Here is an 18,416-nt window from a genome sequence, read left to right on the forward strand (position 1 = left end):
AATATGCCAAAAGCTTCACTGATTTCTATCGCTTCTTACATTCCAGAAAAAATTCTAACAAATTTTGACTTTGAGAAAATGGTTGAAACAAGTGATGAATGGATAGTAAAGCGAACAGGTATCGAGCAAAGGCATATTGCAACTAACGAAACAACAAGTGACCTTGGTACAAAAGCTGGTGAATTAGCCATAAAACGCTCAGGACTTGATAAATCTCGGATCGATGCAATCATCTGTGCTACAATATCTCCAGATCATCTTTGTATGCCTTCTACTGCTTGCAAAATAGCTGCAAATTTGGGTTTAAACTATGGAGTTACAGCATTTGATATAAGTGCGGCTTGTACCGGTTTTATTTATCTTTTAGAGCTTGCAAATTCTCTCATTATTAGCGGTGCCAAAAAGAATGTCTTAATCATTGGGGCCGAAAAATTAAGCTCTATTGTTGACTACACAGATAGAAGCACTTGTATACTATTTGGTGATGGAGCAGGTGCAGCTGTAATTAGTAGTAGTAATGGTAATGAGATCATTGATATTCATACAGCAAGTGACGGCAAGCAAGCTGAACTTTTAATAACTCCAGGATGCGGGAGTGTATTTCCAGCCAGTGAGGAAACACTAAAAAATAGGCTAAATTTTATCCATATGAGTGGAAATGAAGTTTTTAAAATAGCAGTTCAAACACTTAGCAAAAGCGTAATAGAAATTTTGCATGCAAACAAAATGCAAAGCGAAGATATTGATTTTTTTATACCTCATCAAGCAAATATAAGAATAATAGACGCAGTAAAAAATAGATTAAATTTTAAAGATGAGCAGTGTGTTTTGACTGTTGCCAAATATGGCAATACAAGCTCCGCTTCAATTCCAATGGCAATAAACGATGCATATGAAGAGGGTCGTATAAAAAATGGATCGATCTTACTTTTAGATGCATTTGGTGGTGGTTTTACTTGGGGATCAGCGATACTGAAATTTGGCGGAAAAAATTTTAGTGATTTACAATAATTACAGCAAGTAATCTTCTAAATTTTTAGCAACACTTTTACTAATTTCTTTCAAATACTCTCATCAATAAATTTTTACCACTTTTAACAAGAATCCATTTTTCTACTCTTGCCGATAACACTAAATTTACTAAACAAAAATTTCTAAAATATGTTTAAACTAAATTTAATTTTGAATAGATATAATTTCGCAATCAATAAATTTTATTATTAAGGAGAACAAATGTTAGTAACAAAAAAAGCACCTGATTTTACAGCTGCAGCAGTTTTAGGAAACAATCAAATTGTAAATGATTTTAATCTTTATAAAAATATTGGCGAGAAAGGCGCAGTTGTATTTTTCTATCCAATGGACTTTACTTTTGTTTGCCCAAGCGAAATTATCGCATTTGACAAAAGATATGACGAGTTCAAGTCACGTGGTATCGAAGTTATCGCAGTTTCATGCGATAACCAATTCTCACATTTTGCATGGAAAGAGACTCCAGTAAACAAAGGTGGTATTGGTAAAGTTCGCTTCCCTATCGTAGCTGATATGACAAAATCAATCGCTCGCGGATTTGACGTACTTCTAGAAGATGCTGGTGTAGCACTTCGTGGCTCATTCTTGCTAGACAAAGATGGCACTGTTCGCCACGCAGTTATAAACGATCTTCCACTTGGTAGAAATATCGATGAGATGATAAGAATGGTTGATACTATGCTATTTACAAATGAGCACGGCGAAGTTTGTCCAGCTGGCTGGAACAAAGGTGATGCTGGCATGAAACCAAGCACTGAAGGTGTTGCTGACTACCTTTCACACAACGAAAGCAAACTATAATCAATAGAAATTTCTAGGTATTCTTTACCTAGAAATTTCTCCTCCAAATAAATTTAAATACTTTTTTAATATAACTTTTTATATCATAGCCTTGGCTTTAATCAATAACATTCCGGAGACTACATGGATTTTAAAGGCAGGCAAGAGCTTGTAATAAATTGCGAAGATAGCATACTTAAATTAAGAGATAAATTTATCGACGATGGTATCAAATTTTGTAGACAGCTAACATTTATCGTGCCGCACAATCAGGTAAAAATTTGCCTTGAAAACATCTTTGATACACTGCTTATTCAAAAGCCAAATGCTACGCAGCTACAAGATGATTTGAATAATCTAATACCAAAATCAAATGCAAGAGATGAATTAATAAATTTCCTACTTTTAAATTTGACTTTAAATTTTAGTCACTCTTGCGACAATAGCACTTTCGTAGGTTATTTCGTAAATGCCGTTTCAAGAATCAAAGAAATTTTATGTGGTGCCAAAGATCAGCAAGAAACAAATGTAAAAGACATGATCGAAACCGGAACATTTTTTTATGAAGATCCGATCAATACTTTCACTCGCATGAAAAAAGCCAAGGTAAGGCCAGAGCTTTTAAATTTATATGATGGACTAAATATAAAATATGAGGCTGAAATTTTAGAAGTTAAAGAAGATAGTGTCGTTTTTCGCGTGGATATGATGCAAATTTTAGCCATGAAGCAAGACGGCAAAGGTTTTATTTTGCCAAATAGCTTTTTCTCAAAGCCATTATGTGCTGATATTGTTAATTACAATATAGTTAATAAAGGCGTCACTCTTTCAAATTTCTTACGAAATACAACGATGTACGCATATAAAAGAAAATTCCAACGTATCTTGCCAAATCGTTTTACCAAAACTATTATCAAAGGCAAGCAAGACAAGATCGAAGGTAGCCTTTATGATGTTTCCGAGGGTGGCATAAGCGTATTAAGCCCGCAAACTACAAATTTTCAAGATGGAGAAGAGCTAGAAGCAACCTTTGATATCTCAATCGCGCCAGATAAAGTAAAAAACGTGACTTTAAAGCTAAGACTTGTTACAGAGCTAGCATATAAAGGCTACATAAGATACTGCATGAAGCTTATCGATGATGATGAAACGATAAAAGATTTTACGCAAAAGCGCATAAAAGAGACACTTGATGAGCTTCGCTCACGTATAAATTTATACGAATAAGGCAGCTAGTGAAAACAATACAAGAAAATTTAAAACTTTTTTATATCGGACTAAAAGACAAAGAACCATTTTTTTATAAAAATAAGGATCTAACCACCCACGCAGCCATCATCGGTATGACAGGTAGCGGCAAAACAGGCCTTGGTATCACTCTTTTAGAAGAAGCCTGCATAGACAATATCCCTTCTATCATCATCGATCCAAAGGGCGACATCACAAATTTAGCTCTAACCTTTCCGCAGATGAGGCCGGAGGATTTTTTACCATACGTCGATGAAGCAGAAGCGGCCAACAAAGGTCAAAGTGTAGAGGAATTTGCCGCTGCTCAAGCCAAGCTATGGAGAAACGGCATAGAGTCTAGCTTTCAAGATCTTGAGCGAGTAAAAATTTTAAAAGAAAGCGCTAGCTTTAACATCTACACACCAAAAAGCTCAGCTGGCATAGGCGTGGCGCTACTTAGTGATTTTACCTGCCCAAATATCACTGACGAAGAAATTTTTAGCAACTATATAAATTCGCTTGCAGCCTCGGTATTATCTCTTATTGGTATAAATTCTGAGGACATGAACTCAAAAGAACAGCTGCTCATCTCAACCATATTTGATACTAAATTTAAAGAGCAAAAAGATATCAGCATCGAAGAGCTTATAAATTTCATCGCAAATCCGCCTTTTAAAAAGATAGGCGTTTTTGACGTCGATACCTTCTATCCAAGCAGTGAGCGCCTAAAGCTTGCCATGAAGATAAACGCTCTCATCGCAAGTCCAAGCTTTAAGGGCTGGACGCAGGGCGTTAGACTAGAAATTTCAAAGATGCTATTTGACGAAAACGGCAAAGCAAAGTGCAATATCTTTACGATCTCACATCTAAATGACGCTGAGAGGATGTTTTTTGTTACCCTTTTACTAAACGAGATCATCGCGTGGATGCGCGGCACAGAGGGCACTAGCTCACTTAGAGCGATCCTATATATGGATGAAATTTTTGGCTTTTTTCCGCCAAACGCAAACCCTCCGTCAAAAACGCCTATGCTCACGCTTTTAAAACAAGCCCGTGCATTTGGTTTAGGCTGCGTCTTAAGCACGCAAAATCCAGTCGATCTTGACTACAAAGGCCTTAGCAACATCGGCACTTGGTTTATCGGCCGCCTCCAAACAGCGCAGGACAAAGCCCGCGTGATCAACGGACTAAGCGGCATCGCAGGCTCAAGCTTAGACAAAGCCTCACCTGAAAATCTCATATCAAATTTAGCCAAAAGAAATTTCTTACTCAAAAATATAAACGAAGACGGCTTAAACGTCATCTCCACTCGCTGGGCACTTAGCTATCTAAAAGGCCCACTAAGCCGCGAGCAAATTTCAAATTTGATGAAAGATAAAAAAGAAAATTTAAGCAGCCAAAATGTAGATAAAAGCGAGATGAAATTTAGCGCAAAACCTATCATCTCAAGTGCGATCACGCAGCTTTATGCTAACTCAAAAAGCCTCACGCCAAATTTACTAGCAAGCGCAAAGATAAGAATTTATGACACCAAAAAAGGTATCGATAGCGTTTATGAAGTAAGCTATCTTTATGAACTAAATGAAAATGACAATGAGCCAAACTGGAGCGAGGCTAGTGAAGGCATGCACGTTGATGCGAGTGAAAATGAGCCAAGCGGTGCAAGCTTTGCCGCTGTGCCAAATTTCATAACAAGCGCTAAAAATTTTGACGCTTTAGAGAAAGATTTTAAAGAGTTTTTGTATAGAAATTTTAAATTTAACACCTTTGAAGCATTGGGAATATACTCAAAAGAAAACGAGTCAAAAGAGGAGTTTTTCATAAGGCTTCAAGATAAGTGCAATGAAATTTTAGAGGAGCAAACCGCAAAGCTCGCGGCTAAATTTGAAAAAGAGCAAAAAAGCTTGCAAGATAAGCTAAATAAGGCCCTTGCAAAGCTTGATAAAGAGCAAAAAGAGATGACCACAAGCGGACTTGACGCTGCTATAAATATAGGCGCAAGCATATTTGGAGCGCTATTTGGTAACAAGCTCTTGTCTCGCCAAAACGCCGGCAAGATCGCATCAAGTGCCAGAAGCGCAAACAAGGTCTTAAAAGAGCGAAGCGACGTCAAGCTTAGCGAGCAAAGCGTAAATGATATAAATTTGGCCATAAGCGAGCTTGAAAAGAAATTTGCACAAGAGTGCGATGCGCTAAAAGAGGCAAATGATGTTAAAAACATCACGATAAACAAAACGCAAATTTCACCAAAGAAAAGCGACATCTACGACGAAAAAATCGTGCTTTTGTGGAGATGATTTATAAAAAAATTAGTATTTTTTTAATATCATTTCTCTTTAAATTTAAAAGGTAAAATATGCAAAATTTAATACTTTATGCCGTTAGTTACTTGCTCGGTAGCATCCCATCAGGACTCATACTAGCAAAAATTTTTGGACATGTTGATATAAAAAAAGAGGGTAGCAAAAGCATAGGCGCGACAAATGTTTTAAGGGTTTTAAAACAAACCAACCCAAAACTCGCCAAAAAACTAGCCATTTTAACCGTAGTTTGTGACGTGTTAAAGGGCGTTTTGCCACTCATCGTAGCCTCTTCTCTTGGTGCAAGCCAAAGCGTGCTTTGGACTATGGCGGTTTTAAGCGTGGCAGGACATTGTTTTTCTATATTTTTGGGCTTTCAAGGCGGCAAAGGCGTGGCAACTGGAGCTGGTGTGATAGCATTTTTTTTACCAGTTGAGATCATTATCGCTCTAGCTGTTTGGTTTGTGGTCGGAAAATTTTTAAAAATTAGCTCTCTTGCCTCACTTTGCGCGTTGATAGCTCTGATTGCATCAAGCTTTATAATCCACCCAGAACTAGATGAAATTTATACACACGCTCCGATACTAATCATCGCATTTTTGGTGGTTTATAAACACATACCAAATATCGTTCGCCTGCTTTCAGGCAAAGAGAAAAAAGTCGTATGAAAAGTGAGATGACGACGATCATTAAAGATTATAAATTTGAAACGATCATCGGAATGCTTGATTTTGAGCGAGTCGCTAAGCAAGAAGTACAAATGAATCTAGAAATTTGCTCAACTGGCTTTATTGATTATGTTTTAATTATTGACTTTGTTAAAAATTTTTACAATGAAAGACAGTTCCAAAGCGTTGAAGAGTCGCTTGAAGAAACCAGCAAAGCATTAAAAGAGGAATTTAGCTCACTAACTAGCCTTAAAATGGAAATTTTAAAAACAGAAATTTTACCAAACGCAGTTGTTGGAGCAAAAATAAACACTATTTTTTAAAAATTTATTAAACTATCTTGAAATATTGCTTAATTTATGATACAATCGCCCATAAATTTTAGTTTAAGGAAGCAAAATGCGTATTTTAATAGTTGAAGATGAAGTGACGCTAAATAAGACGATTGCTGAGGGTTTGCAAGAGTTTGGCTATCAAACTGATAGCTCTGAAAATTTTAAAGATGCTGAGTACTATATAGGCATCAGAAACTACGATCTAGTTTTGACTGATTGGATGCTTCAAGATGGCGATGGCATAGATCTTATAAACATCATCAAACATAAATCTCCACGCACTTCAGTTGTAGTTCTTTCTGCAAAAGATGACAAAGAAAGCGAAATAAAAGCACTTAGAGCTGGCGCTGATGACTATATCAAAAAGCCATTTGATTTTGACATCTTAGTAGCTAGACTTGAAGCAAGACTACGCTTTGGTGGCACAAATATTATAAAAATCGATGAGCTCATCATCAATCCAGATGAGGAGAAGATCACATATTTAGGTCGTGATATTGAGCTTAAGGGCAAACCTTTTGAAGTCCTAACTCATCTTGCAAGACACTCAGATCAAATCGTATCTAAAGAGCAACTACTTGATGCTATCTGGGAAGAGCCAGAGCTTGTAACTCCAAACGTCATTGAAGTAGCCATCAACCAAATCCGCCAAAAAATGGATAAACCACTAAATATTTCAACAATTGAAACTGTTAGAAGACGCGGATATAGATTTTGTTTTCCAAAAAAAGCCTAAGGAATAGATTTATACTACAATTAGCATCTGGTGCTATGATGCTAATTGTAGTTATTTCGGTAATGCTTTATCACTATATAAGGGTTACCGTTTTTCAAAGTGTAGTTAATGAGCTAAACTATCAAGCCGAAGCTTATAAAAAAAATCCTCAGAATTTCAATCCTTTAAATTCAAAAACATTTACGATAGAAAATCCAAATAAAACTCTAGCAACGATAAAAACAGACGAGCCACAAGATAAAGAAACATATATCGTAACGCAAAAATCAAAGGATCAAAGTAAAACTTTTTTAATAACAAAACTTGATGAAAGCAGTTATTTAAGCCTAGAAAAAGATACTACACTTCAAGCTCATATAGTAGAAGAAATTTTTATAGATATTATAATCGTAAATGTATCAGCGATACTTTTGGTGCTTTTTTATGCGCTATTTTTATCAAGGATGCTTTTAATACCTATAAAAATTTTGAGTCACAAACTTACAAATTTAGACGAAAAATTTCTTCATGAGATCGATATAAAAAGTCTACCAGATGAGTTTTTACCACTTGGACAGAGCATAAATAGGTTAATCTCTCGAATCCAAACATTTGTCTTATACCAAAAAGAACTTTTTGTAGGCGTGGCACATGAGTTAAAAACACCGCTGGCTGTAATGAAAACAAAAAATGAAGTTACGCTTTTAAAGCCACGCGAGAGTGAAAAATATATCGAGGCTCTAAAATCAAACAATGAAGCTATAAATGGCATGAACGCAATGATAAGTTCTGTGCTTGAGATCGGCCGTCAAGAAGGAGCTCAGTTTGAAGAGCCAGTAAATACCGATATTATAGGATTTTTAAAAAAACTTACGAAAAACTATGAGATACTTGCGAAAAATGATGAAAAAAATATAAAACTGGACTTAAAGCCAGAAATTTTAAATCTAAAAATACAAACTAGCTTACTAACCCACATTGTGCAAAATTTTGTTCAAAATGCCATTAAATTTTCACCAAAAAATAGCACTATTACGATTAGCTCTAAGCTTATAAAAAATAAATTTATCATCGAAGTAATAGATGAAGGAATAGGCATAGATGAGAGCAAAGATTTATTTGCTCCATTTAAAAGATACGGCGACAAAGGTGGTGCTGGGCTTGGGTTGTTTCTAGCTAAAGGTGCAGCGCAGGCTCTTGGTGGCGAAGTAGATATTAAAAATAGAAACGATAGAAGCGGTGCAGTCGCAAGCCTAGTTTTAAATATAAAAGGATAAAAATGGCAAAGAGAACCGCAGTAATCGACCTTGGCTCAAATTCTATGCGAATGGCGATATTTGAGAGAACGTCACGCTTAGCGTTTTTTATACTAGCTGAGTATAAAACAAAAGTGCGTCTAGGCGAAGGTGGATATGGCTCAAACAATGAAATATCCGAAAGCTCAATGGAAAAAGCAATCAAAGCTTTTAGTGAATTTTCAAGCATTATCAAAAGCTACAAGTGTAGCAAAGTACTATGTGTAGGCACCTCAGCGCTTAGGGACGCTCCAAACGCAAATGTTCTGATCTCTCTTTTAAGGAAAAAACTTGGCATAAATTTAAAAGTCATAGACGGCAAAGAAGAGGCTACTTTTGGTGCGATCGCGGCCAAAAATTTACTCCATAATATCGATGAATGCGTCACTATCGATATCGGTGGTGGATCAACTGAACTTGCCAGAATAAGCAAAGGCAAAATAATAGATACGCTCTCGCTTGACATTGGTACAGTTAGATTAAAAGAGCTTTTTTTTGATAAAAAAAACTTAAATAAATTGCCAAAATTTTTAGAACAAGTTACAAAACAGATAGATGAGCGATTTAAATGCCAAAATATAATCGCTATTGGTGGCTCTCTTAGAGCGATATCATCTGCCATAATGAGCAAAAATTTATATCCGCTCTCATCACTGCATGGCTTTTGCTACAAGCTTAGCGACGAGCAAGCCTATATCGAGAGCATCGCAAATGTTAGCGTGCTTGAACTAAATAAATTTCCTATTAAAAAAGATAGATACGACACCATTAGAGAGGGTGCACATATCTTTTTAGCTCTCGCCAAAGCTCTAAATGCCAAAAATATTATAACAAGTGGGGTTGGCGTAAGAGAGGGAGTGTTCTTAAAAGATTTTTTACGCCCTAGCCTTAAATTTCCGCAAAATTTTAATCCAAGCATCAAAAGTTTGCAAGATCGTTTTATATTATCATGCAATAAATCGGTCACAAGATATGCAAAAGATATATTTATGGTATTAAAAAAGCTTCATGGTCTAAGTGATAACTATCTTGAAGTGCTTTTAGTTGCTGCAAAACTTCACAATGTCGGTCAAGAGATTGGCTTTTATGGTGATCATAAAAACTCAGCCTATATAGTTCTAAATGCCTTAAATTATGGCTTTTCACATGAACAAAAAGCGTTGATTGCAGTAGTAATTGGCACAAATGGAAAGAAAAACATCTATGAATTTGAACGGTATAAAAATTTACTTCCAAAAGCCGAGTGTATAAGATGGCTAAGTTTTATACTCTCACTTGCAAAGGCACTTGATCTAACCTGTGAAAGGCTAAATTTAAACTTCGAATTTAGTGGACACACGCTAAAAATAGAAGGCGCAAAAGAATTTGCTATGGCAAAAGAAGAGATAAAAAAGATCACAAAGCCTGAAATTTTTGCTATTTCGTTTGTATAAATTTTGAAACTAGCTTTAAAGTATAAAATTTAAACGTGAAAGCAACTTAAAAGCTCTTTATAATTAGGCAACAAGTAAGGTTAAAAAATTAAAAGACATACTTATTGGATGAGAATTTTAGCTAAAACTACTAAAATTCTCCGCTCATTTTATCTTTATAGTTATTTAAGCTATTTTTTCGCTCTTCTAAAAATGAACTTAGCTTTTTCTTGTTCTCTTCAAAAAATATAGCAAAATCTTGCTCGTTTTGTATCTTGTCTTCACCAAAGCTATCAAGCATTACATTTGAGCTACCAACTATCACTAAATAACGCCTATTTTCATAGCTTAATAGCATTAGTTTATTCGTGCGATCGAGATACTTTTCATATATTATATTGACGTTACTATTTTGATTTTTAAGTAGCCAGTTCATTGATTTTGTATCATTTTGAGACTGATTTCTAGGTGCTTTAAATCCGCCAAAATCATTACTCTTTGAAGCAATATATCTTTTAAATACATATAAAAATACAAGAAGCGCAATAAGCACACTTAAGACTATAAAATACCTTGAGTCTATATTCAGCATAGGCTCTTCATCCATCTTTGGAGTGCTAGGGGTTTCTATTTTTGCACTAGCTTGAGGCATATTTTGTATTTGAGGTTTTGTATTTTTTAGAGTTACACGAATGCGGAGCCCAAAACTATCAGTCGTCTTTGAAGCATTTACGATAATAGCATCATTTGAGCGCAAATTTAAGACAAGTGAGTTTTGCTTTGGCTCTATCTCAAGCTCTTGAATAATCTTTGAGTTTATATCTTTGCTGGCACTTTGATCGTAATTTAACGAATTTAATATCAAAGATGTTGTGTCCTTTTCGCGCTTTTGAAAGATATTTCCTTCATAAGGTGCATCAAAGCTAAGCATAATATCGACTCTATCAGCACGTTCATAGATATTGTAAGTTAATAGGTTTGAAGCTAAAATTTGAGTTACAAAAAGTAAGAAAAATAGTATAAATTTCATAAAAGTTCTTTTTTGAAGTACTGAATAACTGACTTTGAATCCAAAATTTCATTTATCCTGATGGCTAAATTTTTCTCATAAACCATTACTTCGCCTTTTCCAAAAATTCTATTATTTATATATAACTCCACACTCTCACCAGCTGGCTTTTCGAGATCTATGACCGAGCCAGCTTCAAATTTCAAAAGCTCATTTATACTAACTGTAGTAGTTCCTAGCTCAGCTATAAAATCAACGCTTATATCCATAAGCTCATCATAGCTCTTAAAAAGCCCTAGCTGCTCTAGTGTCTCTATCGCACTCTCGTCGTTCATTGTATGTCGTAGCCTATTTGAAATGTTCTATTTTTTATCTTATATACAAATTTCTCTTTTAGTTTGATGCCAAAATTTTCAACTTCGCCTAAAAATTCAGGCGTTCCAAGCTTATAAGCATTTGGCTCTTTTTCGTTTAGCAGATTTTTAGCCTTGCCGATGATTTGATTAGCTATTTCTTTGCAAAGATCGTCCAGATCGCCACCATCAACATCTTCGTGACCAAAAAAGGCATTCATGAAAATTTTCAAAGTATCTTTTTTAAAAAATAGGTAAAAATGATACTCGCTTTTGCCCTTATAGACTGGTATGCTAGCTCCGTAAAATCCTTTGCCTAGACTCTTGCCAAACTCTAAATCTAGCCCTAAAGTATCCTTACAAAGATAGCTTGTAGCTTCATCTATAACTTTTCTCATATCTCTTCCTTAAGACTTGAAATGCATTTTCAATTATACTTTGGCTTTACTAAATTAGCTATAAATTTATTAAGCATTTTAAAAGAGTTTATCTATCTCTTTTACTAGCTTTTCACCGCTAAATTCGGCACAAAGCTTAACTATTTGCGTGCCTATGATTGCTCCGTCAGCATATTTTTTTACTTCATTAACGTCGTCTTTGTTTTTGATACCAAAACCCACAGCTACTGGCAGATCGCTCTTTTTCTTAAGCTCTAGAACTAAATTTTTTATCCTATCTTCATCAGCCCTTTTTGAACCGCTAACGCCGATCGCGCCAAGAGCGTAGATAAATCCTGAGCCAAATTTTAAAATTCCATCTGCCCTACTACCAGATGTTACGCTGATAAGTGGTATCAGACTTAAATTTAGCTCTTTACATTTTAGAGCAAATTCCTCGCACTCCTCGCAAGGCAGATCCGGCACTATAAAGCCGCTCACACCTGCTTCAACTGATCTTTTTAGAAATTTATCAACGCCGTAAGCAAAGATAATGTTGTAATAAACTAGAAAAACAAGTGGCTTTGTCACTTTTGCCTTGCAACTCTCAAGCATATCAAAGACAACGTCTGTATTTACGCCATTTTGCACCGTCTCAAAGCTAGCTTGCGCGATGAGTTTGCCATCAGCTAGCGGGTCAGAGTAAGGGATGCCGATCTCAACTAGATCTAGCGTGCTCTCATCTAAATTTTCTAAAAATTCCTTCGTTTTTTCTAAGCTTGGATATCCAGCCACGATGTAACCGATGTTTGCTTTTTTGCCACTAAATGCGCTTTTGATCTTATCCATAAATTTTTCCTTTTTCATAGCCGATAACTGTGTTTATGTCCTTATCGCCCCTGCCTGAGACGTTTACGACGATGACGCTTTTTTTATCAAGTTTTGGGCAAAGCTTTTCTAGATACGCCAGTGCGTGTGCGCTTTCGATGGCTGGGATGATGCCCTCCATCTTGCTTAGAAAATACAAGGCATTTATGCACTCATCGTCGGTCACGGCCTCGTATCTCACCCTTTTGATGTCGTTTAGGTGGGCGTGCTCTGGGCCGATGCCTGGGTAGTCTAGGCCTGCTGAGATGCTGTGAACTGGCGAGATCATACCGTATTCATCTTGCAACACAGTCGTTTTCATGCCGTGGATGATGCCGGTTTTGCCTTTGCTAAGCGTAGCTGCGTGATAAGGCGTCTCTATGCCAAGACCGCCAGCTTCTATACCTACTAAATTTACGCTCTCATCGTCCAAAAACGCACTAAAAATGCCAATAGCATTACTGCCGCCGCCAACGCAAGCGATGACATAGTCCGCCTTTTTGCCATAATTTTCAAGCTGAGCTTTTGCCTCTGTGCCGATCACGCTTTGAAAATCACGCACGATCTTTGGATATGGGTGCGGGCCAACGGCTGAGCCAATGACATAAAACGCGCTCTCTATCTCATTTACCCACGCTTGAATAGCCGCTGTGGTAGCCTCTTTTAGCGTTTTTAAGCCATCTTCTACGCTCACCACTTTTGCGCCAAGAAGCTGCATACGAAAGGCATTTAGCTGCTGTCTAGCAACATCTGTAGCTCCCATATACACATCACACTCTAAGCCCAAAAGTGCCGCTGCAGTCGCTGTTGCCACGCCGTGCTGACCAGCTCCAGTCTCAGCTAAAATTTTCCTTTTACCCATCTTTTTAGCAAGCAGTGCTTGAGCCAGCGCATTATTTATCTTATGCGCACCCGTGTGGTTCAAATCCTCGCGCTTGAGGTAAATTTCATGACCGTAATGCTCGCTTAGGCGCTTTGCAAAAAAGAGCGGACTAGGTCTGCCAACGTAGTTTTTCAAAAGATCATCAAGCTCGTCTTTAAACTCTTTTGTCTTTGCGATGCTCTCATAAGCATTTTCTAGTTCATCAAGGGCAAACATCACCGTCTCAGGCACAAACTGCCCGCCAAATTTTCCAAAATACGCCTTACTATTCATCTTCTACCTCACCTATGATCTTTAAAATTTTCTCTATCTTTTGCGCATCTTTTATGCCGTTTTCGTCCTCGACTTTGGAGTTGATATCAACTAAATATGGCCTAAATTTCAGCGCCTCTTTGATGTTGTGCTCGCCTATGCCCCCAGCCATGCCAAATTTAAATTTAACCTCTTTTAAAATTTCCCACTCAAAGCTAGTGCCGTTTCCGCCGGCATTTTCGCCCTTGCAGTCAAAAAGCGCCATGTCAAAATGCTTAAAATCAACCTCTGGCAAGCTATCTTTCACGCTAAAAACCTGCCAGATCTCAAGCCCCATATCTTTTAAATTTGCATATAAATTTTCACTCACTACTCCATGCATCTGAGCTACGTCAAGACCAGCAAACTGGCAAATTTCCATTATCTCACAATCACTTTGCTCCGCAAAAACGCCAACTACTTTTTTGCCATTGCTGTGAGCAAATTTCACTATCTGCCTGGCTAAATTTAGCTCGACCTTTCTTTTGCTTTTGGCAAATATCAGCCCGATAAAATCAACATCCAAAGCACAAACCGCACTCGCCTCATCTAGCGTTTTGATACCACAAATTTTAACTAGTGCCATTACACTTATGCCTTTATAAACTTTTCATAAAATTTATATGCCCTGCCAGAATTTATCGCCTCTAGCACCATTTTTTTAGCCTCGTCTGGATTATTTGCGCCATCAGCTGCGTAGAGTGCAAACATCGCATTAAAGACCACGATATCAAATTTCGCCCCCTGCTCCTCGCCTTTTAGCGTGCGTATCAAGGTTTTGGCGTTTTCTTCAGGTGTGCCACCCTCAATATCGCTGTGAAGCGCTCTTTTAAAGCCAAACTGCTCTGGCGTGATGCTATATTCAAAAATTTCGCCATTTTTTAGCTCCACAACGCTTGTTTCACTGCAAAGCGTGATCTCATCTAGTCCGTCATCGCCGCGAACGACAAAAGCGTGCTTTCTACCAAGGATCTTAAGCGTCTGGGCGTAGAGTTTTAGCACTGGTTTGTGATAGACGCCAACTAGCTGATTTGTAAGGTTTAAATTTGGATTTAAAAGCGGTCCAAGCACGTTAAATACGGTTCTTATGCCAAGTCTTTGGCGCACTTCTCTCACCTCACCCACTAGCGGATGGAAAAATGGTGCATGGAAAAAGGCTAAATTTTTACTAGCTAAATTTTCGCGCTGTTTTGCCAGTGATTTTTCACTTTTTACACCTAAAATTTCAAGCACATCAGAGCTGCCCGACTTGCTTGAAACTGCCTTGTTGCCGTGTTTTGCGACCTTTACGCCAAGGCTTGCGAGGATAAATGCCACAGTTGTTGAGATATTTATCGTCTTAAAACCATCGCCTCCTGTGCCGCAAAGATCGATCATAGGCGTGTCATCGCGGTAAGTTTGCGAGTATTTTAGGATATTTTTTGCAAGCGCAGCGAGGCTTTTTGGGTAGAGGCTCTTTTCGCTTATAAGCACCAAAAGGGCTGAAAGCTGCACGATCTCATACTCTTTGCTGGCTATTATCTCGCAAATTTGCTCAAAGTCGCTATCATCAAGTGGTATGCTCTCTTGAAGCTTGATGAGATATGGCTTAAGTGAGCGGATTTTAGGCTCTTTGACCTCATCTTTTGCTTGATAATTTACAAAATTTTCAACAATTTTTTTGCCGTATTGCGTGAAGTAGCTCTCAGGGTGAAACTGAATGCCAAAGATTGGCTTATCTTTTACGCTAAGTGCCATAACTACGCCATCATCGCTCACTGCATCAGCGCTTAGCCCAGCTGGGAGTTCATCGACATAGAGCGAGTGGTAGCGCATAACCTCAAAGCGCTCAGGTAGCCCAGCAAAAAGCGGCTCTTTATTTTTTACATCAATAAAGGATGTTTTGCCATGAAGTGGGTCATCTAGTCTTTTTATCTTTGCACCGTAACTAAGCCCGATAGCCTGATGTCCAAGACAAATTCCAAGCACTGGCACGCCAAGATCAGCCTTTAAAATTTCCAAACAAACTCCGCTATCTTGTGGGTGCTTTGGCCCTGGACTTAAGATTATCTTACTTGGATTTAGCTTTTTTATCTCAGCAAGTGTAATCTTGTCATTTCTAACACATCTAACCTCTTCATCGGTAAGCTCTTTTACATACTGTTCAACATTAAAAACAAAACTATCATAATTATCTATGAGTAAAATCAACCTATTATCCTTTAAATTTAGCATAGATTAGGCTTTGGCTAAATTTCTATAAATTTTGGCAAAATTATAACTAAAAGAAAGTTTAATTAGGCTTTTGTACGGCTCTCGTAGGCCTTTAAAAGTGAGAGCATATCGACGTTTTCTAAATTTACACCAGTTGGTACGCCTTGAGCAATCTTGCTAAATGAAATTTCACTCATGTCAAGCTTATCCTCGACGTAAAGCATAAGTGCATCGGAATTTAGTCCTGGCGTAAAGGCAAAGACGACTTCTTTTGAACCATTTTGCTTGATCGCATTTCGTAGCCTCTCTATGGCATCCTCGTCTATCTCATCAAGTACGAAATAAAGCCCATTGTAAATTCCGTTTTGCTCAAAAACTAGAATATCTTTTGGACTCTCAACCAGCAATATAACCTCACTATCCCTACTCTCATCGCTACAAATGTCACAAATTTCATTTTCGCTAAGTCCGCCACATCTTTCGCAACGTTTGATAAACCTCACTGCATCTTCGATATTTTGTGCGAGCCTTAGCCCTGCAAAGCTATCTTGCATGCAGACAAAATAGGCAAACCTTGCAGCTGATTTTTTACCAACACCTGGTAACTTAGCAAAAGACTCAGTTAACTCGTTAAATTTTTCTAAGCCTCTTTTCATACTCGTTTTGCCTTTGATCTAAGTAAAATTTTAAAAACGTGATAACCATCTTCGTAGTCGTAAGCAAGCTCAAATTTTTGCATCTGACAAATTTGCTCAATGATATAAAGTCCAAGCCCCATGCCACTTCCTGCGCTTACTTTATCGCCACGCACAAAAGCTTGTTTGTAGTAATCAATCGGATGATTTAGCTTTTTGCCTAAATTTTTAACTGCGATAAATTCGCTATCGCAAATTAGTATCGCCTTTTTATCCTCTGCGTATTTTAGGGCATTGTCTATCAAATTTTTAATCGCCAAGCTAAAAAGCTGAAAATCCACTCTTAATATGACATCGTCCCTGATATCACAGCTCACTCGCTCTTCAAATTTATCAAGCATAAGCATATCTTGTACTTGCTCTAATATAAGCGAAAAATGGCACTCTTGGTAGTTTAGCGCGTAGCTTTTAGAAAGGAGCTGTTCAACTTTACTAAATTCATTTATCAGCATCTCAAGTCGCTCAAATACATTGATAAGTCTCATCTTTTGAGTCTCATTTGCGACCATCTCAGAGACGATCCTCCCCTTGCCAATAGGAGTCTTTAACTCATGCATAATCGCACGCAAAAATAGCTGTCTTGAACGGATGAGCTCTCTTATCTTACAAACGGCATTATCAAACTCCACTGCGACCTGACCGATCTCATCTTGCTCAATTTCATTTAGTTTAGCCGTCATCGCCATCTCCATATTTCCACTGGCAAATTTCCTAATGTCTTTACTAAGCCTTCTAAGCGGCGAAAGACTTCTAAGAACAGAAACATAAAGTGAGATGAGAAGGGCCGAAACTATCAAAAATGCGACCCAAAGTGGATCATTTACGTGTCTTGCGTCGTTGCTTTCAAGAAGTAGCTGAAAAGATGGGTTTTTAATAAGCAGATACAAATCGCCTTTATAATTAACCGACTGGACTATACCAAGAGGTGTGTGTTGCGTAAAAATAACGGTTCCATTTGTAGCAACAGATGTAGCCAAATTTTTATTTCCAACATATTCTAGGTAAAAATTTTTAAAATAGTGTTCTAGATCTCTTGGTGGATTTCCACGTTCATATAGTGCAACAAGATAGTTCATTGCACTTATTTGTCTATCCTTTAGTTTTTCCAATGCACTTTCTTGCTGAATGTTTGCAAATGTCACAAAGAGCAAACACATCAGCGAGAAAGCGATGGCAAAGATAATAGTTATCTTCGTAGTTATGGAATATTTCATCCGATAAGCTTATATCCTATGCCTCTTACTGAAAATATATGTTTTGGGGCTTTTGAGCTATCACCGATTTTTGATCTAAGGCGTCCGATAATAACATCTAAGCTCTTTGAATCTTTATCTTTTAGGCTTTTGCAGTTATAAACTAGCTGTTCGCGTGATACTGAAAAGCTGTGTTGCTTAATGAGATAAGTTAAAATTTCATACTCAGCTGGAGTAAGAGCTAATGGCTCATTGTTAAAGTAAATTTCGTGACGTTTATCATCGATCCTGAATGCGCTATCAACGACCTCTTCTTGTACTTCATTTGTCTTTTTGTATCTTCTAATAAGACTTGTGATACGAGCATACATCTCTTTTGGATCGTATGGTTTTGGCAAATAATCATCAGCACCAAGCTGAAGTCCAACAACCTTGTCACTAATATCACTTCTAGCTGAGCTTATGATAATAGGAATATCATATTTTTGGCGAATTTCTTTACAAACCTCAAGCCCATCAATGCCCGGCAAAGTAAGATCAAGTATTAACAAATCATAGTTTTTTATCCCAGCACTAAGTCCTAAATATGGATCTTCAAAATTCGTAACTTTTATATTAAAACTATCAAGATATTCAGATAAAATTTGCGCAAATTCTGGATCGTCTTCTATCATTAAAACATTAACCATGAATTATCCTTTTTATTAAAAATAGTAGAGATTATACGGCAAAAATGTAAATTCTTTTTTAAATTTAAACTTTTTTGGGTAAAATCCCATATTTAAAATAAG

General features: G+C 37.2%; 19 protein-coding genes. 9 read left to right on the top strand and 10 right to left on the bottom strand.

Annotation, left to right across the window (positions count from 1 at the left end; translation table 11 throughout):
* Positions 1-3 precede the first annotated feature (3 nt).
* From FZ940_RS02885 to FZ940_RS02925, 9 genes are all read left to right on the top strand, one after another.
* The gene (locus tag FZ940_RS02885) at positions 4-1,011 is read left to right on the top strand and encodes a beta-ketoacyl-ACP synthase III (RefSeq protein ID WP_148821425.1); all 1,008 of its coding nucleotides are present in this window, start codon (positions 4-6) and stop codon (positions 1,009-1,011) included.
* A 222-nt stretch (positions 1,012-1,233) separates the two neighbouring features.
* Positions 1,234-1,833, top strand: a complete 600-nt coding sequence (locus tag FZ940_RS02890; protein WP_103570590.1) for a peroxiredoxin — start codon at positions 1,234-1,236, stop codon at positions 1,831-1,833.
* 123 nt (positions 1,834-1,956) lie between these two features.
* Positions 1,957-3,039, top strand: a complete 1,083-nt coding sequence (locus FZ940_RS02895) for a PilZ domain-containing protein (protein WP_148821426.1) — start codon at positions 1,957-1,959, stop codon at positions 3,037-3,039.
* An 8-nt stretch (positions 3,040-3,047) separates the two neighbouring features.
* Positions 3,048-5,336 (top strand): ATP-binding protein, encoded by a 2,289-nt coding sequence (locus FZ940_RS02900; protein ID WP_148821427.1) that lies wholly within the window; start codon positions 3,048-3,050, stop codon positions 5,334-5,336.
* Between the two features lie 59 nt (positions 5,337-5,395).
* Positions 5,396-6,007, top strand: a complete 612-nt coding sequence (plsY, locus tag FZ940_RS02905; protein WP_148821428.1) for a glycerol-3-phosphate 1-O-acyltransferase PlsY — start codon at positions 5,396-5,398, stop codon at positions 6,005-6,007.
* Positions 6,004-6,330 (top strand): dihydroneopterin aldolase, encoded by a 327-nt coding sequence (locus FZ940_RS02910; RefSeq protein ID WP_148821429.1) that lies wholly within the window; start codon positions 6,004-6,006, stop codon positions 6,328-6,330. The genes plsY and FZ940_RS02910 overlap by 4 nt, the downstream gene beginning before the upstream one ends.
* A 76-nt stretch (positions 6,331-6,406) precedes the next feature.
* Positions 6,407-7,078: a homeostatic response regulator transcription factor HsrA gene (gene hsrA / locus FZ940_RS02915; protein ID WP_021091657.1), complete on the top strand. Its 672-nt coding sequence runs from the start codon at positions 6,407-6,409 to the stop codon at positions 7,076-7,078.
* Positions 7,079-7,116: 38 nt separating this feature from the next.
* Complete coding sequence (locus FZ940_RS02920; RefSeq protein ID WP_180997744.1) at positions 7,117-8,334, top strand: sensor histidine kinase; 1,218 nt, start codon at positions 7,117-7,119, stop codon at positions 8,332-8,334.
* Between the two features lie 2 nt (positions 8,335-8,336).
* Positions 8,337-9,785, top strand: coding sequence for a Ppx/GppA phosphatase family protein (locus FZ940_RS02925; protein WP_148821430.1), 1,449 nt, complete (start codon positions 8,337-8,339; stop codon positions 9,783-9,785).
* A 130-nt stretch (positions 9,786-9,915) separates the two neighbouring features.
* Here FZ940_RS02925 and FZ940_RS02930 read toward each other — a convergent pair whose 3' ends face one another.
* From FZ940_RS02930 to FZ940_RS02975, 10 genes are all read right to left on the bottom strand, one after another.
* On the bottom strand, positions 9,916-10,794 hold the full coding sequence (locus tag FZ940_RS02930; protein ID WP_148821431.1) for an excinuclease ABC subunit A: 879 nt from the start codon (positions 10,792-10,794) through the stop codon (positions 9,916-9,918).
* Entirely contained in the window at positions 10,791-11,108 is a 318-nt protein-coding gene (fliN, locus tag FZ940_RS02935; RefSeq protein ID WP_021091807.1) for a flagellar motor switch protein FliN, read from the bottom strand. The genes FZ940_RS02930 and fliN overlap by 4 nt, the downstream gene beginning before the upstream one ends.
* Positions 11,105-11,524 (bottom strand): chemotaxis protein CheX, encoded by a 420-nt coding sequence (locus tag FZ940_RS02940; RefSeq protein ID WP_084041241.1) that lies wholly within the window; start codon positions 11,522-11,524, stop codon positions 11,105-11,107. Before FZ940_RS02940 ends, fliN begins: the two co-directional genes overlap by 4 nt.
* Before the next feature lie 78 nt (positions 11,525-11,602).
* Positions 11,603-12,352 carry a tryptophan synthase subunit alpha gene (gene trpA, locus FZ940_RS02945; protein WP_148821432.1) on the bottom strand — a complete coding sequence of 250 codons (750 nt, stop codon included), beginning with the start codon at positions 12,350-12,352 and terminating at the stop codon, positions 11,603-11,605.
* Entirely contained in the window at positions 12,345-13,526 is a 1,182-nt protein-coding gene (trpB, locus tag FZ940_RS02950; protein ID WP_148821433.1) for a tryptophan synthase subunit beta, read from the bottom strand. Before trpB ends, trpA begins: the two co-directional genes overlap by 8 nt.
* On the bottom strand, positions 13,519-14,130 hold the full coding sequence (locus FZ940_RS02955; RefSeq protein WP_148821434.1) for a phosphoribosylanthranilate isomerase: 612 nt from the start codon (positions 14,128-14,130) through the stop codon (positions 13,519-13,521). The genes trpB and FZ940_RS02955 overlap by 8 nt, the downstream gene beginning before the upstream one ends.
* A 5-nt stretch (positions 14,131-14,135) precedes the next feature.
* The gene (gene trpD, locus FZ940_RS02960; protein WP_148821578.1) at positions 14,136-15,734 is read right to left on the bottom strand and encodes an anthranilate phosphoribosyltransferase; all 1,599 of its coding nucleotides are present in this window, start codon (positions 15,732-15,734) and stop codon (positions 14,136-14,138) included.
* A gap of 86 nt (positions 15,735-15,820) precedes the next feature.
* Positions 15,821-16,393 carry a recombination mediator RecR gene (recR, locus tag FZ940_RS02965; protein ID WP_148821435.1) on the bottom strand — a complete coding sequence of 191 codons (573 nt, stop codon included), beginning with the start codon at positions 16,391-16,393 and terminating at the stop codon, positions 15,821-15,823.
* Complete coding sequence (locus FZ940_RS02970) at positions 16,390-17,646, bottom strand: ArsS family sensor histidine kinase (protein WP_148821436.1); 1,257 nt, start codon at positions 17,644-17,646, stop codon at positions 16,390-16,392. Before FZ940_RS02970 ends, recR begins: the two co-directional genes overlap by 4 nt.
* Entirely contained in the window at positions 17,643-18,314 is a 672-nt protein-coding gene (locus FZ940_RS02975; RefSeq protein WP_021091583.1) for a response regulator transcription factor, read from the bottom strand. The genes FZ940_RS02970 and FZ940_RS02975 overlap by 4 nt, the downstream gene beginning before the upstream one ends.
* Positions 18,315-18,416 lie beyond the last annotated feature (102 nt).

This window comes from Campylobacter concisus (assembly GCF_902460415.1).
GTDB classification, from domain to species: domain Bacteria; phylum Campylobacterota; class Campylobacteria; order Campylobacterales; family Campylobacteraceae; genus Campylobacter_A; species Campylobacter_A concisus_Y.

What these genes read in the sequence shown, in the direction of transcription:
- FZ940_RS02940 (WP_084041241.1), bottom strand. Translation starts at nt 11,524, where the DNA reads ATGAGAAAAGTTATAGATGAAGCTACAAGCTATCTTTGTAAGGATACT.
- FZ940_RS02925 (WP_148821430.1), top strand. Translation starts at nt 8,337, where the DNA reads ATGGCAAAGAGAACCGCAGTAATCGACCTTGGCTCAAATTCTATGCGA.
- FZ940_RS02970 (WP_148821436.1), bottom strand. Translation starts at nt 17,646, where the DNA reads ATGAAATATTCCATAACTACGAAGATAACTATTATCTTTGCCATCGCT.
- FZ940_RS02885 (WP_148821425.1), top strand. Translation starts at nt 4, where the DNA reads ATGCCAAAAGCTTCACTGATTTCTATCGCTTCTTACATTCCAGAAAAA.
- FZ940_RS02975 (WP_021091583.1), bottom strand. Translation starts at nt 18,314, where the DNA reads ATGGTTAATGTTTTAATGATAGAAGACGATCCAGAATTTGCGCAAATT.
- recR (WP_148821435.1), bottom strand. Translation starts at nt 16,393, where the DNA reads ATGAAAAGAGGCTTAGAAAAATTTAACGAGTTAACTGAGTCTTTTGCT.
- hsrA (WP_021091657.1), top strand. Translation starts at nt 6,407, where the DNA reads ATGCGTATTTTAATAGTTGAAGATGAAGTGACGCTAAATAAGACGATT.
- FZ940_RS02930 (WP_148821431.1), bottom strand. Translation starts at nt 10,794, where the DNA reads ATGAAATTTATACTATTTTTCTTACTTTTTGTAACTCAAATTTTAGCT.
- FZ940_RS02895 (WP_148821426.1), top strand. Translation starts at nt 1,957, where the DNA reads ATGGATTTTAAAGGCAGGCAAGAGCTTGTAATAAATTGCGAAGATAGC.
- FZ940_RS02910 (WP_148821429.1), top strand. Translation starts at nt 6,004, where the DNA reads ATGAAAAGTGAGATGACGACGATCATTAAAGATTATAAATTTGAAACG.
- fliN (WP_021091807.1), bottom strand. Translation starts at nt 11,108, where the DNA reads ATGAACGACGAGAGTGCGATAGAGACACTAGAGCAGCTAGGGCTTTTT.
- FZ940_RS02920 (WP_180997744.1), top strand. Translation starts at nt 7,117, where the DNA reads ATGCTAATTGTAGTTATTTCGGTAATGCTTTATCACTATATAAGGGTT.
- trpB (WP_148821433.1), bottom strand. Translation starts at nt 13,526, where the DNA reads ATGAATAGTAAGGCGTATTTTGGAAAATTTGGCGGGCAGTTTGTGCCT.
- FZ940_RS02890 (WP_103570590.1), top strand. Translation starts at nt 1,234, where the DNA reads ATGTTAGTAACAAAAAAAGCACCTGATTTTACAGCTGCAGCAGTTTTA.
- plsY (WP_148821428.1), top strand. Translation starts at nt 5,396, where the DNA reads ATGCAAAATTTAATACTTTATGCCGTTAGTTACTTGCTCGGTAGCATC.
- FZ940_RS02955 (WP_148821434.1), bottom strand. Translation starts at nt 14,130, where the DNA reads ATGGCACTAGTTAAAATTTGTGGTATCAAAACGCTAGATGAGGCGAGT.
- trpA (WP_148821432.1), bottom strand. Translation starts at nt 12,352, where the DNA reads ATGGATAAGATCAAAAGCGCATTTAGTGGCAAAAAAGCAAACATCGGT.